This window comes from Ottowia thiooxydans (assembly GCF_040548795.1).
GTDB classification, from domain to species: Bacteria; Pseudomonadota; Gammaproteobacteria; order Burkholderiales; family Burkholderiaceae_C; genus Ottowia; species Ottowia thiooxydans_A.
The window spans coordinates 177,191-194,171 of sequence record NZ_JBEPSH010000005.1 but is presented as its reverse complement, the minus strand read 5'-3'; the positions used below and the strand labels follow the sequence as shown (position 1 = coordinate 194,171).

Annotated in this window: 18 protein-coding genes and 1 riboswitch; of the genes, 8 read left to right on the top strand and 10 right to left on the bottom strand. The window is 58.1% G+C overall.

The genetic code is table 11. The features are described from left to right. Nucleotides 1-32: 32 nt before the first annotated feature. Nucleotides 33-1,268, bottom strand: a complete 1,236-nt coding sequence (gene tyrS, locus ABIE13_RS13025; protein ID WP_354444039.1) for a tyrosine--tRNA ligase — start codon at nt 1,266-1,268, stop codon at nt 33-35. 151 nt (nt 1,269-1,419) lie between these two features. Between tyrS and ABIE13_RS13020 the strand changes: the two genes are divergently transcribed. Next, on the top strand, nt 1,420-2,763 hold the full coding sequence (locus ABIE13_RS13020; protein ID WP_354444037.1) for a M23 family metallopeptidase: 1,344 nt from the start codon (nt 1,420-1,422) through the stop codon (nt 2,761-2,763). A 158-nt stretch (nt 2,764-2,921) separates the two neighbouring features. On the opposite strand, the gene erpA is transcribed toward ABIE13_RS13020, so the two are convergent. From erpA to rplM, 4 genes are all read right to left on the bottom strand, one after another. Continuing rightward, nucleotides 2,922-3,302, bottom strand: coding sequence for an iron-sulfur cluster insertion protein ErpA (gene erpA / locus ABIE13_RS13015; RefSeq protein WP_354444035.1), 381 nt, complete (start codon nt 3,300-3,302; stop codon nt 2,922-2,924). Nucleotides 3,303-3,429: 127 nt separating this feature from the next. Continuing rightward, the gene (locus ABIE13_RS13010; RefSeq protein WP_354444033.1) at nt 3,430-3,861 is read right to left on the bottom strand and encodes a bactofilin family protein; all 432 of its coding nucleotides are present in this window, start codon (nt 3,859-3,861) and stop codon (nt 3,430-3,432) included. A gap of 142 nt (nt 3,862-4,003) precedes the next feature. Then, nucleotides 4,004-4,396 carry a 30S ribosomal protein S9 gene (gene rpsI / locus ABIE13_RS13005; protein ID WP_354444031.1) on the bottom strand — a complete coding sequence of 131 codons (393 nt, stop codon included), beginning with the start codon at nt 4,394-4,396 and terminating at the stop codon, nt 4,004-4,006. Further along, entirely contained in the window at nt 4,393-4,848 is a 456-nt protein-coding gene (rplM, locus tag ABIE13_RS13000) for a 50S ribosomal protein L13 (RefSeq protein WP_354444029.1), read from the bottom strand. Before rplM ends, rpsI begins: the two co-directional genes overlap by 4 nt. 492 nt (nt 4,849-5,340) lie before the next feature. Between rplM and ABIE13_RS12995 the strand changes: the two genes are divergently transcribed. From ABIE13_RS12995 to paaE, 6 genes are all read left to right on the top strand, one after another. Next, nucleotides 5,341-6,279, top strand: coding sequence for a 23S rRNA (adenine(2030)-N(6))-methyltransferase RlmJ (locus ABIE13_RS12995; protein ID WP_354444027.1), 939 nt, complete (start codon nt 5,341-5,343; stop codon nt 6,277-6,279). 191 nt (nt 6,280-6,470) lie between these two features. Continuing rightward, the gene (gene paaA, locus ABIE13_RS12990) at nt 6,471-7,499 is read left to right on the top strand and encodes a 1,2-phenylacetyl-CoA epoxidase subunit PaaA (protein WP_354444025.1); all 1,029 of its coding nucleotides are present in this window, start codon (nt 6,471-6,473) and stop codon (nt 7,497-7,499) included. 11 nt (nt 7,500-7,510) lie between these two features. Continuing rightward, nucleotides 7,511-7,840 (top strand): 1,2-phenylacetyl-CoA epoxidase subunit PaaB, encoded by a 330-nt coding sequence (paaB, locus tag ABIE13_RS12985; protein ID WP_354444692.1) that lies wholly within the window; start codon nt 7,511-7,513, stop codon nt 7,838-7,840. A 56-nt stretch (nt 7,841-7,896) separates the two neighbouring features. Next, nucleotides 7,897-8,718, top strand: coding sequence for a 1,2-phenylacetyl-CoA epoxidase subunit PaaC (gene paaC / locus ABIE13_RS12980; RefSeq protein ID WP_354444023.1), 822 nt, complete (start codon nt 7,897-7,899; stop codon nt 8,716-8,718). Between the two features lie 65 nt (nt 8,719-8,783). Next, entirely contained in the window at nt 8,784-9,308 is a 525-nt protein-coding gene (gene paaD, locus ABIE13_RS12975; protein WP_354444690.1) for a 1,2-phenylacetyl-CoA epoxidase subunit PaaD, read from the top strand. Nucleotides 9,309-9,310: 2 nt separating this feature from the next. After that, the gene (paaE, locus tag ABIE13_RS12970) at nt 9,311-10,414 is read left to right on the top strand and encodes a 1,2-phenylacetyl-CoA epoxidase subunit PaaE (RefSeq protein ID WP_354444021.1); all 1,104 of its coding nucleotides are present in this window, start codon (nt 9,311-9,313) and stop codon (nt 10,412-10,414) included. Nucleotides 10,415-10,958: 544 nt separating this feature from the next. Here the strand turns inward: paaE and ABIE13_RS12965 are convergent. After that, a complete protein-coding gene (locus ABIE13_RS12965; protein ID WP_436278410.1) occupies nt 10,959-11,417 on the bottom strand; it encodes a septal ring lytic transglycosylase RlpA family protein in 459 nt (152 codons plus the stop codon). On the opposite strand from ABIE13_RS12965, the gene ABIE13_RS12960 reads away from it, so the two are divergent. Further along, complete coding sequence (locus ABIE13_RS12960; RefSeq protein WP_354444019.1) at nt 11,416-11,556, top strand: hypothetical protein; 141 nt, start codon at nt 11,416-11,418, stop codon at nt 11,554-11,556. The two genes, ABIE13_RS12965 and ABIE13_RS12960, sit on opposite strands and share 2 nt — an antisense overlap. Nucleotides 11,557-11,684: 128 nt before the next feature. Here the strand turns inward: ABIE13_RS12960 and metF are convergent, their stop codons facing one another. The 4 genes from metF to ABIE13_RS12940 all read right to left on the bottom strand — a co-directional run bounded on the left by metF (nt 11,685) and on the right by ABIE13_RS12940 (nt 16,855). Next, entirely contained in the window at nt 11,685-12,509 is an 825-nt protein-coding gene (metF, locus tag ABIE13_RS12955) for a methylenetetrahydrofolate reductase [NAD(P)H] (RefSeq protein ID WP_354444017.1), read from the bottom strand. After that, on the bottom strand, nt 12,506-13,279 hold the full coding sequence (locus ABIE13_RS12950) for a TlyA family RNA methyltransferase (RefSeq protein ID WP_354444015.1): 774 nt from the start codon (nt 13,277-13,279) through the stop codon (nt 12,506-12,508). Before ABIE13_RS12950 ends, metF begins: the two co-directional genes overlap by 4 nt. A gap of 27 nt (nt 13,280-13,306) precedes the next feature. After that, the gene (gene ahcY, locus ABIE13_RS12945) at nt 13,307-14,743 is read right to left on the bottom strand and encodes an adenosylhomocysteinase (protein ID WP_354444013.1); all 1,437 of its coding nucleotides are present in this window, start codon (nt 14,741-14,743) and stop codon (nt 13,307-13,309) included. A gap of 73 nt (nt 14,744-14,816) precedes the next feature. After that, a riboswitch (S-adenosyl-L-homocysteine riboswitch) is annotated at nt 14,817-14,899 on the bottom strand. 84 nt (nt 14,900-14,983) lie between these two features. Continuing rightward, nucleotides 14,984-16,855 carry a hypothetical protein gene (locus tag ABIE13_RS12940; RefSeq protein WP_354444011.1) on the bottom strand — a complete coding sequence of 624 codons (1,872 nt, stop codon included), beginning with the start codon at nt 16,853-16,855 and terminating at the stop codon, nt 14,984-14,986. Nucleotides 16,856-16,981: the final 126 nt, after the last annotated feature.

The window sequence follows — 16,981 nt, the reverse complement described above, 5'->3', positions numbered from 1 at the left end:
GACATGCCTGTCCTGAGCTCTGTCGGAGGGCCTCAGGCGGTCAATTCCACCTTGGCGAATTTGCGCTTGCCGACCTGAACAACGTAAGTGCCAGCCTGGAGTTTCAGGCCCTTGTCGCTGATGACACTTGAATCCACGCGCACGCCTCCGCCGTCAATCAGGCGGCCAGCCTCACTGGTCGAAGGCGCCAGCCCTGCAGATTTCAGCACCGCGCCAATGCCCAAAGGCGCACCGCTGAGGGACACCAGGGGGATATCGTCGGGCACCCCGCCCTTGCTGCGGTTAATGAAATCCTGCTCTGCAGCTTCGGCCGCGGCCGCAGAGTGGAAGCGCGCCGTGATTTCCTTGGCGAGCATCACCTTGGCGTCTTTGGGGTTACGACCCTGCGCGATCTCCTGGCGAAGCGCATCGATGTCTGCCATCGATTTGAAAGACAGCAGCGTATACCAGCGCCACATCAACTCATCAGAGATTGACAGCACCTTGGCAAACATGGTGTTGGGGTCTTCCGTGATGCCGATGTAGTTGTTCTTCGATTTCGACATCTTCTCAACGCCATCGAGCCCCTCCAGCAGCGGCATGGTGAGAATGCACTGAGGCTCCTGCCCGTATTCAACCTGCAGGTGGCGCCCCATCAGGAGGTTGAATTTCTGGTCGGTACCGCCCAGTTCAATGTCACTGCGAAGCGCGACCGAGTCATAGCCCTGCATGAGGGGATACAGGAACTCGTGAACGCTGATCGGCGTTCCGGCCTTGAAGCGGTCATGAAAATCATTGCGCTCCATCATCCGGGCCACGGTGTATTTGGCAGCCAACTGAATCATGCCGCGCGCGCCCAGCTGATCGCTCCACTCGCTGTTGTAGCGCAGCTCAGTCCGCGCAGGATCGAGCACCTTGTACGCTTGCGTCTTGTACGTTTCGGCGTTTTGCTGAATCTGTTCGGCAGAAAGCGGCGGCCTGGTGGAATTACGCCCGGATGGATCTCCGATCAAGGTCGTGAAATCGCCAATCAGAAAGATAACCGTATGCCCCAGGTCCTGAAGCTGGCGCATCTTGTTCAGCACCACGGTGTGACCGATGTGAATGTCGGGCGCAGTAGGGTCTAATCCCAGTTTAATGCGAAGTGGCTGGCCGGTTGCTTCTGCGCGGGAGAGCTTTTTGAGCCAATCTTCTTGAGGAAGTAATTCCTCGACGCCCCGCAAACTGACGGCCATGGCCTCGCGGACACGGTCGGTCACGGGGTAATTTGTAACAAGAGCTGAGTTCATAAGGTAGTTTTTCTTGTAGGCCAATGCCTACGTCGGTATACTGCCCCGACTTAAGACCCGTGATTTTAGGGTCCCGTCCCTCATAAGAGAGACTGAAAGCGGTAATTTTCCTTGTTGCCGTGTCCAAAACCCCCCAGATTTCAGGACACTAGTGAAGCAAAAGCTGATTTCAACGGGCCTCGCGCTCGCCGATTTGATTCATCGCCACCCGAAACGCATCACTGCTGTGATTGCTGCGTTCCTGCTTGGCGGTGGTGGTGGTGCATTCGCCGTGGCCTCCTTGGCACCTACAGCGCCCACCGAACCTGTGCGTCTTGTCTCTGAAGACGTCTTGCCATCTTCCCTGTCAGCGCAGATCGATGCGCTGGACCAATTCGCGTTCAAGCTGTACAGAACCGAGGTTACCCGCTCCCCCGAGACACCAGAAAGCCTTCTCAGGCGTCTGGGCGTCGCCGACCCCGCAGCGGCGGCCTTTCTCCGCAATGACGCTGCCTCACGCCAGGCCCTGTTTGGCCGCGGTGGACGTTCTGTCACTGTGGAAGCCAATGCAGACCAGGCTTTGCTCTCTCTGCGCACACAATGGCTTGAAAAAAGCACTGACGAGCAGTTCAAGCGGCTGGTGGTCGAGCAGACTGCCAACGGCTTTGTCTCCCGCGTGGAAACAGCTCCACTGGTAGCGTCGCAACGCTTGGCAAGCGGCGTCATTGAGTCGACTTTGTTTGCTGCTACGGACGACGCCCGCGTTCCTGATAGCGTTACCAAACAACTCACCGAAATGTTCGACAGCGATGTCGATTTTCACAGGGGTCTTCGCAAGGGCGATCGCTTCTCCATCGTCTACGAAACGCTGCAAGCTGATGGCGAACCCATGAGGTCCGGCAGAATCTTGAGCGCCGAGTTCACGAATCGCGGAAAGACGCTTCAGGCCATGTGGTTTCAAGAGCCTGGCAGCCGGGGTGGCTACTACGCTTTCGACGGCCAGAGCCTTCGTAAAGCTTACCTTCTGGCTCCGCTCGAATTTTCACGCATGAGCAGTGGATTTGGAATGCGCACGCACCCGGTGCTCGGCTATCAGCGCGAACACAAGGGCGTGGATTACGCAGCCCCCACCGGCACCCCCGTTCGCACCATTGGTGACGGCGTGGTGGAGTTTGCGGGCGTTCAAAACGGCTACGGCAACGTGATCTACGTCAAGCACCGCAATAAGAGCACCACGGTGTATGCCCACTTGTCGCGTATTTCCGTTAAAACGGGCGACAACGTCATGCAAGGTGAAAACATTGGCGCTGTCGGCATGACCGGCATTGCCACAGGCCCCCACCTGCACTTCGAATACCGCATCAACAACGAACCGCAAGACCCGGCCATCTTGGCCGAACAGCGCGAGAACGTGCCGGTTTCTCCAGGCAGCCGAGCAGCTTTTGCGCAGCTGGCCGCTGGCATGAAAATGCAATTGGCCGCCGCTGGGCAAATCTACGGCGCCAGCGCGCAGTAAGAACGTGTCGAAGTTCCAAGTGTTCAGTTGAAACTCTCAACTGAACACGCCGAACACGCCAAACAGTCAAACAGTCGAACAGTCGAACACCGCTGATTTGGCTACAAACAAAAAGCCCGCTGTTCAGCGGGCTTTTTGTTGGGAGATAAACCCTCTTCTTAGCTATCAGCAGTAGTGAACGAAGAACCGCAGCCACAGGTGGTGGTTGCATTGGGGTTCTTGATGACGAACTGCGCGCCTTGGAGGTCTTCTTTGTAATCGATCTCTGCGCCCACCAGATACTGGTAGCTCATGGCGTCGATCAGCAAAGACACACCGTTCTTGGTCATGGTGGTGTCGTCATCGTTTGCGATTTCGTCAAACGTGAAACCATACTGAAAACCTGAGCAACCGCCGCCTTGCACAAAGACGCGCAGCTTGAGCTCAGGATTGCCTTCTTCCGCGATCAAATCAGCCACCTTGGCAGCTGCGCTGTCGGTGAACACAATGGGTTCGGGCATTTGCGTGGGGGTCTGGATATCTTGGGCTAGAGCGCTCATGTCGCTACTCCTATGATTTTGCTTGAGAAATAGTATATCAAATCAGTCGGATTTCTGCTGAGACAGGGCTATTAGCCCTCGGGTGCCGGAGACTGGAACCGCACCCTGACCATCACATACTGCTCTTTTACTGCTTATCGAAATCCAGTGTAGGCTCAGTGGGTTCTTGCAGAGGCTCTTGGCGCTCCACTACCACGGGCATGGGCTTGGTGACCTGGGGCTGCAACTGCCCGGCAATAACAGCGCCCTGCTGCATTTCCAGCGTCTTGTATCTCACATCCCCTTCCACACGCGCCTTCGACTGCAATTCAAGCAGTTCTCGGGCATGTACAGGACCTGTCACGCTGCCTGAGATCACCACATGGTCTGCGAGCACTGCGCCTTGAACACGGCCTGTCTCGCTGATCACAAGGGTGTTCGAGGGTCCAGGATCGGCGGTCACGTTGCCAATCACCTCACCGTCGATCTGCAGTCCATCCTGGAACGTGCAGTCGCCCACGACCCGCATGCCGGGGCCGATGGTGCTACGAGTGGATGCCTGCTTTTTGATGCCCAACATGAACCGAACTCCTGAACGTCTGAACGCCCACCGTTTTACCACGTCACAAAGCAAAAACCGCGCATCTCGTAAAGAGAGGCGCGGTTTGAAGCAAGATCCTGAATGAGCCCAAGCATGCTTGAGCCCACCAGAGCCAAGCGAATTAACGCTTGCTGAATTGCTTGCGGCGGCGAGCGGAGTGCAAACCGACCTTCTTACGTTCGACTTCACGTGCATCACGTGTCACGAAGCCCGCCTGGCTCAGCGCCGGCTTGAGGGTTTCGTCATAGTCGATCAGGGCACGGGTAATGCCGTGACGAACGGCGCCGGCTTGACCGGATTCACCGCCGCCGTGGACATTGACCTGCACGTCGAATGTTTCGACGTTGTCAGTCAGCACCAGAGGTTGCTTGCAGATCATGATGGAGGTTTGGCGGCCGAAAAACGCGCCAATATCCTTGCCATTGACAGTGATCTTGCCGCTGCCTTTTTTGATGAACACGCGGGCCACGCTGGATTTGCGTCGGCCGGTGCCGTTGTTCCAATCACCGATCATTTAGCCACCCCATTGGAAAGTGCTGCGATTTCAAGCACTTTAGGTTGCTGAGCAGTGTGCGGATGTTCCGCGCCGCCGTAGACCTTCAGTTTCTTGATCATGGCGTAGCCCAGAGGACCTTTGGGCAGCATGCCCTTGACGGCCTTTTCCAGTGCGCGGCCAGGGTGCTTGGCTTGCATGTCGCGGAAATTGGTTTCGCGAATGCCACCTGGGTAACCAGTGTGGCGATAGTATTTCTTGTCGAGCTCTTTGGCTCCGGTAACCCGGATCTTGGAGGCGTTGACGATGACAATGAAGTCACCTGTATCGACGTGAGGCGTATAGATGGCTTTGTGCTTGCCGCGTAGACGGAGGGCCACTTCGCTGGCAACCCGACCGAGCACCTTATCGGTGGCGTCAATCACAAACCACTCGTGCGTCACGTCAGCTGCTTTAGCGCTGAACGTTTTCATGAGTTTTTTCCTGTGAAGGATTTAATTCGGCTCTTTTCCACGGTCGGCACTCTTCTTTAGAGAGTCTCTTAGGTGGGGTTCGCCCTGAAAAGCATGAATAGAGAGTACTTTTGAATGCTCGAATCAATCTCGCATCCGAAAATCCGCTTATTCACTGCGCTTGTCAAAGCGTCTGTCGCGGAGCCTAAAGGCGCTGCAGAACCCGGCATTATATGTGGATAACGCCTTGCCCCACAAGTGCCCGCATGCTGCACCTGACACAGAAGCAAGCTTGGGTCCACAAGCCTGCAACAAGCCTGGCAAGCATTTAGGGAGCCTCTGCAAAACTGATCGCGGATGCCGGGCGCTGGCCTCGGGATGGGCTGCAAGGCGCAGTTTTGCAGCCAATAGCTCGTGCTATTGGCAAAAAAATCAACGCCGCAGACCGCCCGAGGGCAGTGTCTGGCGCCGTGAGGGGTTTTGCAGAGGCTCCTTAGCCCTTACCATCAGCCCATGTTCAGTTATCGCCACGCATTTCACGCCGGCAGTCATGCCGACGTCCTTAAACACCTCACGCTGATCGCGACCCTGCGTCATCTGATGCAGAAACCGACTCCGCTGACCATGGTGGACACCCATGCCGGTGCGGGCCTCTACCGACTGGATGGCGACTACGCAGAAACCTCCGGTGAAGCCGCCAATGGCATTTTGCGCCTGGCCAAGCTGCCTACTTCTAAAGGCGCACAACCCGAAGACGATGCGCTGGCCGATTACCTGGAAGTCATTAAAGCGTTCAATACGGACGACGTTTGGCGGGTCTACCCTGGCTCGCCTTTCGTGATGCATCATTTGATGAGCGAGGCCGATCGCGCCAGCGTGCGCGACCGGCTCAAACTCTTTGAGATCCACCCTACGGATGCCAAGACCCTGCAAGGCAACATCGGCCAACTGGAAGCTGGGCGCCAGATCACCGTATCAGCCCAAGATGGCTTCGAGGGGTTGAAAGCCCTCCTGCCTCCGCCCCCGGCGCCCGGTGGTTCACGCCGTGCCGTGGTGTTGATGGACCCAAGCTACGAAATCAAAACTGACTACGCCAAGGTCCATACGGCCATGCAAGACGCCATGCGGCGCTTTCCTACGGGTGTGTACCTCGTCTGGTACCCCATCATCGGCCGGCCAGAAGCCCATGATCTGCCACGCAAGCTCAAGACCATGGCGATGCAGGCCGAGCGCCCATGGCTGCACGCCACCTTGAATGTCGGAGCACCGGCAGCAGATACCAGCGGCGACCCAACCCGCCCAGACCGCCGCGGCCTCACCAGCAGCGGGATGTTCGTCATCAACCCACCCCACCCTTTGAAACCAGCGCTGGAAGCAGTGCTTCCAAAGGTTCTGAAGGCGCTTGGGAACGGGTCCGGCCAGCGCTGGGAAGTGGAAGCCCAGCGTTCCTGACCTCTTCCTCTCCCTGAGGCTGGCACAGCTTCTGCTGGGGGCACTCGAGCTAACTTCGGGTAAACCCCTAAAGATCACTCAATAATTAGCCGACCGCTCGGTCGGCTAATTATTTATACTCGGACTTTCCGGAAGTCAGGGCGTGAGGACGCCCCCAATCCACTTGGGCGCATTGCGCCAAGGAGATCCGCATGTATACCCAATCGTTTTCCGTGCCCGACGAGGCAGACGCCAAGACTGCAGGCCTGCGGCCCGTACCCAAACCCCTGAGCGAAGCGGAAACCGCGCTGCAGGCCGCTTTTGACGAAAAAATCAACGCCGACGGGAAAATTGAACCCCGTGAATGGATGCCAGAGGCCTACCGCAAGACCCTGGTGCGGCAGATCAGTCAGCACGCCCACTCAGAAATCGTCGGCATGCTGCCCGAAGGCAACTGGATCAGCCGTGCACCCAGCCTCAAACGCAAAGCCATTCTCATTGCCAAGGTGCAGGATGAAGCTGGCCATGGTCTGTATTTGTACAGCGCTGCGGAAACCCTGGGCACGGGCCGAGACGAAATGCTCGACGCCCTTCATTCAGGCAAAGCCAAGTACAGCAGCATCTTCAACTATCCCACGCTCAACTGGGCAGATGTTGGCGTTATCGGGTGGCTGGTGGATGGCGCTGCCATCATGAACCAGATCCCCCTTTGCCGTTGCTCTTACGGCCCGTATGCACGCGCCATGGTTCGTGTCTGCAAGGAAGAGTCTTTCCACCAGCGTCAGGGCTATGAAGCCTTGCTGGTCTTGATGAAAGGCTCCCAGGCCCAGCGCGACATGGTGCAAGACGCCGTGAACCGCACCTGGTGGAAATGCCTGGCCATGTTTGGCCCGCCTGACGCAGACAGCCCCAACAGCGATCAAGGCCGTCGCTGGGGAATCAAGCGCATCAGCAACGATGACCTGCGCCAGAAGTTCGTGGACGCCACGGTGCCACAGGCCAAGGTGCTGGGCGTGACCTTGCCCGATCCCGATCTGAAATGGAACGAGGAACGGGGCCACTACGACTACGGCGCCATCGACTGGGATGAATTCTGGCAGACCGTCAACGGCCATGGTCCTTGCAACAAAGAGCGCCTGGCCACGCGGGTGAAGGCGCATGAAGACGGCGCCTGGGTACGTGCAGCGGCCCTGGCGCATGCAGAAAAACAAGAACAGCGCTCGATGAAAGAAGCAGCATGAAAGAGCCCACCATGAACGACAAGTCCGCTCCATCTTCCAAGCCTGCAGGCACCAAAGCCCTGCGCGACTGGCCTCTGTGGGAAGTGTTTGTACGCAGCAAGCAAGGTTTGGAACACAAGCACTGCGGCAGCCTGCATGCCAGCGATTCGCAGCACGCCCTGCAAATGGCGCGTGACGTCTATACGCGTCGCCAGGAAGGCGTCTCCATCTGGGTGATCCCTTCGAACCAAATCTCCGCCAGCGAGCCAGAAGACAAGTCCGAGTTCTTCGATCCGGCCAGCGACAAGATTTACCGCCATCCCACCTTCTACGAAATCCCGGAAGAAGTGGGACACATGTGAGGTAAATGGGTTAGGCGCACCGCTTATCTGCGTTCAGCGCCCCACCAGACAAGACCATGAATACGCTCAACGCTCAAAGCTCCCCCGTCAACAAGGCGGCGCCCGCCGCCTATGTCCTGCATCTGGCCGACAACGCCCTGGTGCTGGGTCAGCGCAACGCTGAATGGTGCGGTCACGCACCCATCCTGGAAGAAGATTTGTCGATGGCCAACAACAGCCTCGATCTCATCGGCCAGGCACGCATGCTCTATCAGCACGCCGCCACCCTGCAAGGAAACGGCGCCACGGAAGACACCCTCGCATATTTCCGTGATGTGCCCGATTTCCGCAATTACACACTGCTGGAACTGCCGCACAGTCCAGCCCTGCTGCCCTCCGCCGCCAAAGAGCGTGACTGGGCGACCACCATCGTCAGAAACTTCCTCTACAGCAGCCTGATGGTGCTGGTGTGGGAACGGCTTGAGCAATCAACCGATACGCAACTGGCGGCCATCGCTTCCAAGAGCATCAAAGAAGTGCGCTACCACCTGCGCCATTCCCGCGACTGGGTCATTCGCCTTGGTGACGGCACAGAAGAGTCTCATCGTCGCGCGCAATCAGCTGTGGACCATCTGCTGCCCTACACAGACGAGTTCTGGGTAGCGCACAACGTCGAGCAAGATGTGGCCAACAGCGGCGCCGGCGTGGAAGTGGCCGGTCTGCGCTCCGAGTGGGACGAAATCGTCAACTCGGCGTTGGAAGAAGCCACGCTGCGTCGCCCAGCCCCTGTCAAAGGTTACGTGACCCAAGGCAAGCAGGGCATTCATTCAGAGCATCTGGGCTATCTGCTGAGCGAAATGCAAAGCCTTGCACGCGCTCACCCCGGAGCCATCTGGTGAGCCACGGGGCCGGCCAAATGACGCGCGCGGACCATCTGCCTGCAGGCGCTCTCCCGCACGGGGGAATGCCGCAGCCTGAGTTTGACCGTATCTGGCAAGCCCTGGATGAGCTGACCGACCCGGAAATCCCTGTCATCACCCTGCGCGAGATGGGAATCTTGCGCGATGTTCGGCTGGGGACCGATGGCGCCGTAGAAGCCGTCATCACGCCGACCTACAGCGGCTGCCCCGCCATGGAGCAGATTGCTGACGATGTGGCCGCTGCGCTGGAGCGCGAAGGCGTTCATGGCCGTGTCGTCACCCAGTTGGCCCCCGCCTGGACCACCGACTGGATGACCGACGCTGCCCGGGAAAAACTGCGCGCCTACGGCATCTCGCCACCGCACTGCGCCAGCGCATCTGCCGAAGGTTCCGTGATCCAGTTTTCTGCTGCGCGGGCGTCCGGCAAAAGCCAGCCCCTCGACGTTTCATGCCCACAGTGCGGCTCTATCAACACCACAGAAATCTCGCACTTCGGCTCCACCGCGTGCAAGGCGCTTTACCGCTGCCTTGACTGCATGGAGCCGTTCGATCACTTCAAGAGAATCTAGAGATGTCCACCCCGCGATTTCATGATCTCACCGTTGCCCGCGTCAACCCTGAAGCAGCCGGTGCAGTTGCCATTACGTTCGCCGTGCCCGAAGAGCTGCAGGACAGCTTTCAGTTCGAGCCGGGTCAGTTTCTTACCTTGCGTAAAACGCTGAATGGTGAAGACATCAGGCGCAACTATTCCATCTGCTCTACACGCAAACATTACACGGCCGCGAGAGAGCTTGAGGTAGGCATACGCCCCATGGAAGGCGGTATCTTTTCCAACTGGGCGGCGAGTGAATTGAAAGCCGGTGACACGCTTTCCGTAATGCCGCCGGATGGCCGCTTCGTGTCAAAACAACCCCGTGCGCTGCACCGCGTGGGATTTGCTGCGGGCTCGGGCATCACGCCCATTCTGTCCATTGTCGCGAGCACGATGGAAGAGCACCCCACAGCCAAGTTCACACTGGTCTATGGCAACCGCCGTATGTCCAGCGTGATGTTCAATGAGGCCTTGCAAGACCTCAAGGACAAATACAAGAATCGCCTGACGCTGATCCACATCCTCTCGCGCCAGGCTCAGGAAGTGCCCTTGCTGGAAGGCCGCATTGACGCCGCCAAAGTGCAACAGCTTCTGAGCACACTGCTTCCGGCGGCCAGCATGGACGAAGTGTTCATTTGCGGCCCCGAGGAAATGATTGAGGTGACCGAGGCCACGCTCAAACAAGCAGGCGTGCCCGCTGACCGAATTCGCACCGAGCGCTTCACCTCTCCTCGTCTGGAAGAAATGAGCAGCGAGGCGCGTCGTGCAGCCATTGCTCAGCCTGACCGGGAAGCGCCCGTAGGGCAAGTGCAGCTCACGGTCTTGATCGACGGAAAATCACACGAGCTTTCCATGCGCAGCGATCAGCACGTGCTCGACGTCGCGCTCTCAGCGGGATTGGATCTGCCCTACTCTTGCAAAGCTGGCGTTTGCTGCACTTGCCGTGCGAAGGTCATGGAAGGCAACGTGGTCATGGACAAGAACTTCACGCTTGAACAGGACGAGATGTCGCAAGGCTTTGTGCTGAGTTGCCAGGCGCGGCCTACTACTGGAAAGTTGGTGGTGAGTTATGACGAGCGGTAAAGTTGCGGGTTAATTTGGTTTTCCGTTTGGGATTGATGAATCGCTGCGGTTACTAATTGCCTTCTGCGCTTGCATGGAGGTCGGAGGCCGGGGAGTGCGCCCGGCAGCGCAGCCACCTTCTTTCGGCCGGCGCTCCGGTGGTCCGCCAAAAGAACCTGGCGCAAGAAAAGGCGGCCCCACTTGCCGTGCCTATGCCGGCCGCGACCCTTCACTTCGCTACGGGCAACCTGCGCTGCTCGATCGAGGGGCCGGCCATCCGGGGGCGGTGTCGCAGAAACTCCCTGCGTTCACTTCGCTCACTTCGGTCAAACAACTGCGACAAGCTAGATCACGAAGCAGTGGCATCTTGCAGTGCCACTGCCCGCCCCTCGCCCTGCGCTGCTCAGCACGTCCAGAGGGGTGGGATACCGACTCGGGCCATCGCTACGCTCGGCCCGCGAATATTCAGTAGTACGTCGACGCTCTAGACCCCATGTGAGCGGCGAACAGGCATTGTCTCAATGATTGCGCCGACATCCAGGGATGTCCGCTCTCCAGACATCCGTCAATCGCCAGTCTCCGGAGCACTGGCGACTACGTCGCCATCCGCTGAATCCTGGACCTCTTTGAGTACCACCGTATCATGCCCGCGCGCCTTGATACCGATGGCGGATGCAGCTGCTCCGCTGAGGTCAATCACCCGGCCACGCGTAAAGGGGCCGCGGTCGTTGATGCGCACCACCACCTCTTTACCAGTGCGCGGGTTATGCACCAGCACTCGGGTGCCGAAGGGCAAGGTTTTGTGTGCTGCGGTCATATCGCCGGTGTCAAAGCGCTCACCATTGGCGGTCTTGCGGCCATGAAAACCGGGCCCGTACCAAGAAGCGACTCCACTTTGCAAAACACGGCCAAGCCGCAAAGCGGCAGCCACAGGTGCAGCCTCTTGCGAAGCAGAGGCGGTGGTCCGCGAATCGGCGCGCAGGCTTAACCGACCCTTGAAGCCAGAGTAATTGGAGCAACGCATGTCATGCACGGCCTTGGCCGAAGAGCAAGACATAGTCGAAGGGGTGGAAGCATCCGAGCGCACCGTCTGGGCCCAAAGTGGGCCAGTCACCAGCCAACAAGCGCCGATCAACAACCATCGGCCTACTGGTGAACGGTGAGCACTTCCCGAAGCCGACGCGCATTGAGGCGCGCCGGGAGAGGTGTCCCGTAGCATTGGGCGCATTCTAGCGACTTTATTTGCGTCGGGAAATCCCAGATTGTTACAGTAAGCACGAGACCCGCAGGGTCACCCCACCCGCTTCATAAGCTCCAAAACCCCTGCGGTTTGATTCAATGTGTAGATATGAAGTGCAGGCGCGCCGCCATCGCGTAAGCGCTGGCAGAGGTGCGCAACCACGTCAGCGCCAAAGTCCTTGATGGACGCGATGTCGTCTCCAAAGGACTGCAAGCGCAGGCGAATCCAGCGCGGTACTTCTGCGCCACAAGCGTCAGAAAAGCGCAGCAACTGCGTCGAATTGCTGATGGGCATGATGCCTGGAATGACAGGAATGTTCATGCCGTGCTTGCGCGTCTCTTCCATGAAGCGGAAGTAAGCATCAGCGTTAAAGAAGTACTGCGTGATACCTGAGTCGGCGCCTGCGGAAACCTTCGCCTTGAAGGCGTCCAGGTCTGCCTGAGGGGATCTGGCTTGGGGGTGCACTTCAGGATAGGCCGCCACGGAGATATGGAACGCATCACCCGTCTCGGCTCGGATGAATTCCACCAGTTCGCTGGCGTAACGGAATTCGCCTCCCATGCCATAGCCGCTGGGCAAATCGCCACGTAGCGCAACCAGTCGCTGCACCCCCGCAGACCGATAGCTCGCCAGACGTTCGCGAATGGAATCACGGGTCTGGCCTATGCAGGAAAGGTGAGGCACCCCGGAAACGCCCTCTCCCAGTATCTCGCGTACGGCGTCCAGCGTGCCCTCTTGGGTGGAGCCCCCCGCACCAAAGGTCACAGAACAGAACTCAGGCTTGAGTGCGTACAACTGCTGACGTGTCGCCCGCAGCTTTTCGGCGCCCTCAGGCGTCTTCGGCGGGAAAAATTCCAAACTTAAGGGGAGGCTCATGATGCTCTCGATAGGGGAAGTGCCGCAGTGGCATGAATAAAGAATTCGCGGTTACCGTCGCCGCCTTTGATGGGGCTATCAAACCAGCCCAGAACGCGCAGAGCAGCATCAGCACAAGCTTGGCGCAAGCGCTGCTCAACCACCGGATAAAGCGCCGCATCACGCACGATGCCGCCTTTAGCCAATTGCCCGGGTTGCAGTTCAAACTGCGGCTTGACCAACATCAGCAACATGCCGCCCTCAGTCAGCAGCGGCGCCAGTGCAGGCAAAACCAGTGAAAGCGAGATGAAAGACAGATCGCCCGTGATGAGATCAAACTCAGGTTGGGCGACTCCAGCGGCTTGCAGGCCAGACGCGCTCAACTCCCGAGCATTCATACCCTCAAGGCATTGCACACGGACATCTTTTCGCACACGCGGATGCACCTGGCCATGGCCAACGTCCACACCCACCACATGCGCAGCGCCTTGCGCCAGCAAACAGTCTGTAAAGCCTCCGGTGGATTGCCCCACATCAAGGCAATGCCATCCAGAGACGTTCAGCCCAGCCTCCTGCAGAGCGCCTTCAAGCTTCAGGCCGCCGCGAGAGACATAGCGTGCCTCGGCGACATCGAGCAACTCAATTTCTGCATCTGCAGGCAGATCAACGCTTTTGGTGAGCTGGCGCCACCCTCCGGGTGCACGCCAGCGCCCGCCTGCGGCGATCAAGCGCTGCGCCTGACTGCGGCTGGCGGCCAGGCCGCGCTCCACGAGCAATTGATCGGCCCGCATCTACCCGTCCTGCCAGTCTGGTCTGTCTTAGTAGCGGTAGGTGTCTGGCTTGTAGGGGCCCGATTTGGACACGCCGATGTAGCGCGCCTGTTCACCTGAAAGCTCGGTCAGCTTGGCGTTGAGTTTGGCCAGCTGCAGGCGAGCCACTTTCTCATCGAGGTGCTTGGGCAGCACATAGACCTTACCCACCTCATAGCGCTCGGAATGAGCGAACAGCTCGATCTGGGCAATGGTCTGGTTGGCGAAGGAAGATGACATCACATAGCTGGGGTGGCCTGTGCCGCAACCCAGGTTCACCAGGCGGCCCTTGGCCAACAGGATGATGCGTTTGCCGTCCTTGAAGATCACGTGATCAACCTGTGGCTTGATCTCTTCCCACTTGCACTTTTCTTCGAGGCCAGCGACGTCGATTTCATTGTCAAAGTGACCGATATTGCAGACGATGGCCTGGTCTTTCATGGCCTTCATGTGCTTGTAGGTAATGACGTCCTTGTTGCCGGTGGCCGTGACGAAGATGTCAGCCAGTGGGGCTGCATCTTCCATGGTGACCACGCGGTACCCTTCCATGGCGGCCTGCAGGGCGCAGATAGGATCGATCTCCGTAACCCACACTTGAGCGGAAAGAGCGCGCAGCGCCTGAGCAGAGCCCTTGCCCACATCGCCGTAGCCGCACACCACAGCCACCTTGCCGGCCACCATTACGTCAGTAGCGCGCTTGATACCGTCCACGAGCGATTCGCGGCAGCCATAGAGGTTGTCGAACTTGGACTTGGTTACCGAGTCATTCACGTTGATGGCGCGGAACATCAGGGAGCCCTTGGCCGACATCTCATTCAGGCGATGCACCCCGGTGGTGGTCTCTTCAGTCACGCCCATGATCTCTGCGCTCTTGCGGCTGTACCAGGTAGCGTCTTCCTTGAGCTTGGCCTTGATCGCAGCGAAAAGAATCTTTTCTTCTTCGCTGGTGGGATTGCTGAGAACCTTGGGATCGGTTTCGGCCTGCTTGCCCAGATGCATCAGCATCGTGGCATCGCCACCGTCATCCAAAATCATGTTGGGGCCTTCGCCTTTGGAGTCTTTGGGACCAAAGTCGAAAATGCGGTGTGTGTAGTCCCAGTAATCAGTCAACGTTTCGCCCTTGATGGCAAACACGGGCGTGCCGCTGGCGGCAATAGCGGCGGCTGCATGATCCTGGGTGCTGAAAATATTGCAAGAAGCCCAGCGCACTTGCGCGCCCAGTGCTTGCAAAGTTTCGATCAGCACGGCAGTCTGGATCGTCATGTGAAGGCTGCCCGTGATGCGAGCGCCCTTCAAAGGCTTGGATTTGGCGAATTCCTCACGGATGGCCATCAGACCGGGCATCTCCGTTTCGGCGATACCGATTTCCTTGCGGCCCCAATCGGCCAGGTCGATGTCTGCGATGGCGCTGTCAGCGGCAGCGGGTGTTTTCAGGCGTGCGTTCATGATGGTTCCAAAACAACTTGTGTTGAACCACGGAAGCAAGCGAGGAATAAAAAAAGCTCACCGCACTTGCATCAGTGGATGAGCGTCGTTGCAAAGAAAGGTGTCCGAGCCTCACGCCTGGCAATGAATGCAGGCGCTGCAACGCTCCTCGGAATGACAGAGATTATAGAAGCCTATGCATACGCCACAACTCGATGCAAGCGCATTCCATCAACACGACCATCTTAAATCTTGAAACAACTAGTTTCGCGCGAAATCGCGGATAGCCTTGTAGAACTGATCTGAGCCATCCTTAGGGTTGTCCGGCCGGATTTCCATCCGATTGACACCGTTCTCCGCGGAGGTCTTGAAACGTTCAGGCACAAGGGAAAAATACATGGGGCTGATAAAACGAGCCCCTGCATCGTATTGCTCACGCAGCGCGGCCATGGCTGCGTCTGGCTGCTTCCATTGTTGAGGATGAAACTCCGGCGCGCCGTAGTCCGTAAGCTGCCGCTCCTTCATGAAATGGCGCAGCCAGGCGCTGTTGGTGGTGCCGCCATACATATTCACCCCAGGACGCCATGGCAAGCCAGACTGCAAGGTACTGTCGACCGCAAACAGCTGCGGATTCCATGAAGAGTTGATACGCGGAATGATCTGGTGGGAAAAAAGCTTTTCCTTGGGCAGGCCCGCATCTTTTGCAACGTTGTAGAACACCGTCATGAAAGCCAGGGTCTGCTCATCCCGATATTTGTTCCATTCACGAGCCAGCGGGTTGTAATAGACATCCTGCAAGGACCGGGGCATATCCAGCCAGGAGCGCACCCCTGGCAATGCGATCGGACTAGGCAATGGCCGGTTGAAACCTAATTTGCGCAGAACCTTGTCGAAGAATGCCTTGACCCGCGAGACCGAGCCATCGGTCTTCAGATCTTGCGCTCCGGCGGGCAAACCATCAGACACCGTGGCTTGATCGCGCCCCACCACGACGAAGGGAGCCTCTGCCAGCAAGTAACGGTCCTTACCCGACACAGCCACAACCTGAGCCCGGTGCCGGCCTACCGGCAGGGCGCTGAAGTCCAGGTCATACCGGAATCCTGTATTGGGTGTATTGATCTCTTCCACAGCGCGATAAACGTCTAATCGGTTCATTCCACGCTGTACTGGTCCAACCACCTGGCCGTCCACGTAGAGCAACAGTTCACTGACCCGGTTTTCAGGATCAAACAACCAACCTGAGATCGGCAGATAGCCATCTGCCCAAGCGTCATAGTGCTCGCCGAAGCGGGTTAGTCGCTCCTTGCGGATGTTCTTGCTGGGAGCGGGAACGGTGGTAAAAGAAGTTTCGTTGAAACCCATAGCCGCATTGAGCTTCTCGATGCTGCCAAAGCGCTTTTCCAGCATGCTCCGAAAACCATCGACCGAAGCGGCGCTGTAATCGGTCACTCGGATGTCTTCATACCGGCCCATGCCGTTTTCAAAATCGGGATAAAGCTGATGCGCCTCGCCTGCGAGCGAAATACCCACAATCCTTTCACGCGCCTCGGCAGGAAGCGCCAGCAAGCGTTTACTGAGATAACGCAACGCGTCGAACCGGTAGACATTGACCGGCAAAGTGGTATCTGTGGACAGCGTGAATGGCGCGATGGCAAAGCCAAAATACCCCAGTTCCGGGGGTTTTCCGTCGGCATATAGCAGTAGGTTGCGTGGGTCTTTCGCCAAGGCGGTGGGTAACGGTCCTTGAGTGTCGAAATGCGTGGACTGCAGATAAACCACCACGGGCCGCTTCACCTCAGTCAGCATGCGCAGCAGGCCATCCACTCGCTTATCGTCTATGACCCATCCGGTGCCGTGAGCCTTATAAAGACTGAGGAGCTGCACGGTAAGCAGATAGCCTACCTGCACTTGCCCTTTTGCGCCTCCAGGCTCTAGCTCATCCAGCAGGCGATTAAGTGCAGCAGCACCATCACGGCCCTTGGCCTCACAACCCGCTTGCGCCTGCGCGAAGTTCACCTGCTTCGCGTCATTGCGCGCTTCGTCGCAAAACAAAAGCCCTTCCACGGTCGGAACGATGTAGAAAGGTTTGCGAGCAGGAAGCTCTGCCTCGGCGTTTAAACACACTGAAGCCATGAGAACAGAGAAGGCGGCGAAGGCGGGTCTCGACCGAAAACGCGCGCCAGATCGAAGAAAGTGCAGCATCGGCCAAGTTTCCCACAAGCCGATGGTGCCAACTAGCGTTCGAAAATGCCCAACCGC

Excerpts from the sequence above, each read along its gene's own strand:
- tyrS (WP_354444039.1), bottom strand. The coding sequence starts at position 1,268 with ATGAACTCAGCTCTTGTTACAAATTACCCCGTGACCGACCGTGTCCGC.
- erpA (WP_354444035.1), bottom strand. The coding sequence starts at position 3,302 with ATGAGCGCTCTAGCCCAAGATATCCAGACCCCCACGCAAATGCCCGAA.
- ABIE13_RS13010 (WP_354444033.1), bottom strand. The coding sequence starts at position 3,861 with ATGTTGGGCATCAAAAAGCAGGCATCCACTCGTAGCACCATCGGCCCC.
- rpsI (WP_354444031.1), bottom strand. The coding sequence starts at position 4,396 with ATGATCGGTGATTGGAACAACGGCACCGGCCGACGCAAATCCAGCGTG.
- rplM (WP_354444029.1), bottom strand. The coding sequence starts at position 4,848 with ATGAAAACGTTCAGCGCTAAAGCAGCTGACGTGACGCACGAGTGGTTT.
- ABIE13_RS12995 (WP_354444027.1), top strand. The coding sequence starts at position 5,341 with ATGTTCAGTTATCGCCACGCATTTCACGCCGGCAGTCATGCCGACGTC.
- paaA (WP_354444025.1), top strand. The coding sequence starts at position 6,471 with ATGTATACCCAATCGTTTTCCGTGCCCGACGAGGCAGACGCCAAGACT.
- paaB (WP_354444692.1), top strand. The coding sequence starts at position 7,511 with ATGAACGACAAGTCCGCTCCATCTTCCAAGCCTGCAGGCACCAAAGCC.
- paaC (WP_354444023.1), top strand. The coding sequence starts at position 7,897 with ATGAATACGCTCAACGCTCAAAGCTCCCCCGTCAACAAGGCGGCGCCC.
- paaD (WP_354444690.1), top strand. The coding sequence starts at position 8,784 with ATGCCGCAGCCTGAGTTTGACCGTATCTGGCAAGCCCTGGATGAGCTG.
- paaE (WP_354444021.1), top strand. The coding sequence starts at position 9,311 with ATGTCCACCCCGCGATTTCATGATCTCACCGTTGCCCGCGTCAACCCT.
- ABIE13_RS12960 (WP_354444019.1), top strand. The coding sequence starts at position 11,416 with ATGTCATGCACGGCCTTGGCCGAAGAGCAAGACATAGTCGAAGGGGTG.
- ABIE13_RS12965 (WP_436278410.1), bottom strand. The coding sequence starts at position 11,417 with ATGCGTTGCTCCAATTACTCTGGCTTCAAGGGTCGGTTAAGCCTGCGC.
- metF (WP_354444017.1), bottom strand. The coding sequence starts at position 12,509 with ATGAGCCTCCCCTTAAGTTTGGAATTTTTCCCGCCGAAGACGCCTGAG.
- ABIE13_RS12950 (WP_354444015.1), bottom strand. The coding sequence starts at position 13,279 with ATGCGGGCCGATCAATTGCTCGTGGAGCGCGGCCTGGCCGCCAGCCGC.
- ahcY (WP_354444013.1), bottom strand. The coding sequence starts at position 14,743 with ATGAACGCACGCCTGAAAACACCCGCTGCCGCTGACAGCGCCATCGCA.
- ABIE13_RS12940 (WP_354444011.1), bottom strand. The coding sequence starts at position 16,855 with ATGGCTTCAGTGTGTTTAAACGCCGAGGCAGAGCTTCCTGCTCGCAAA.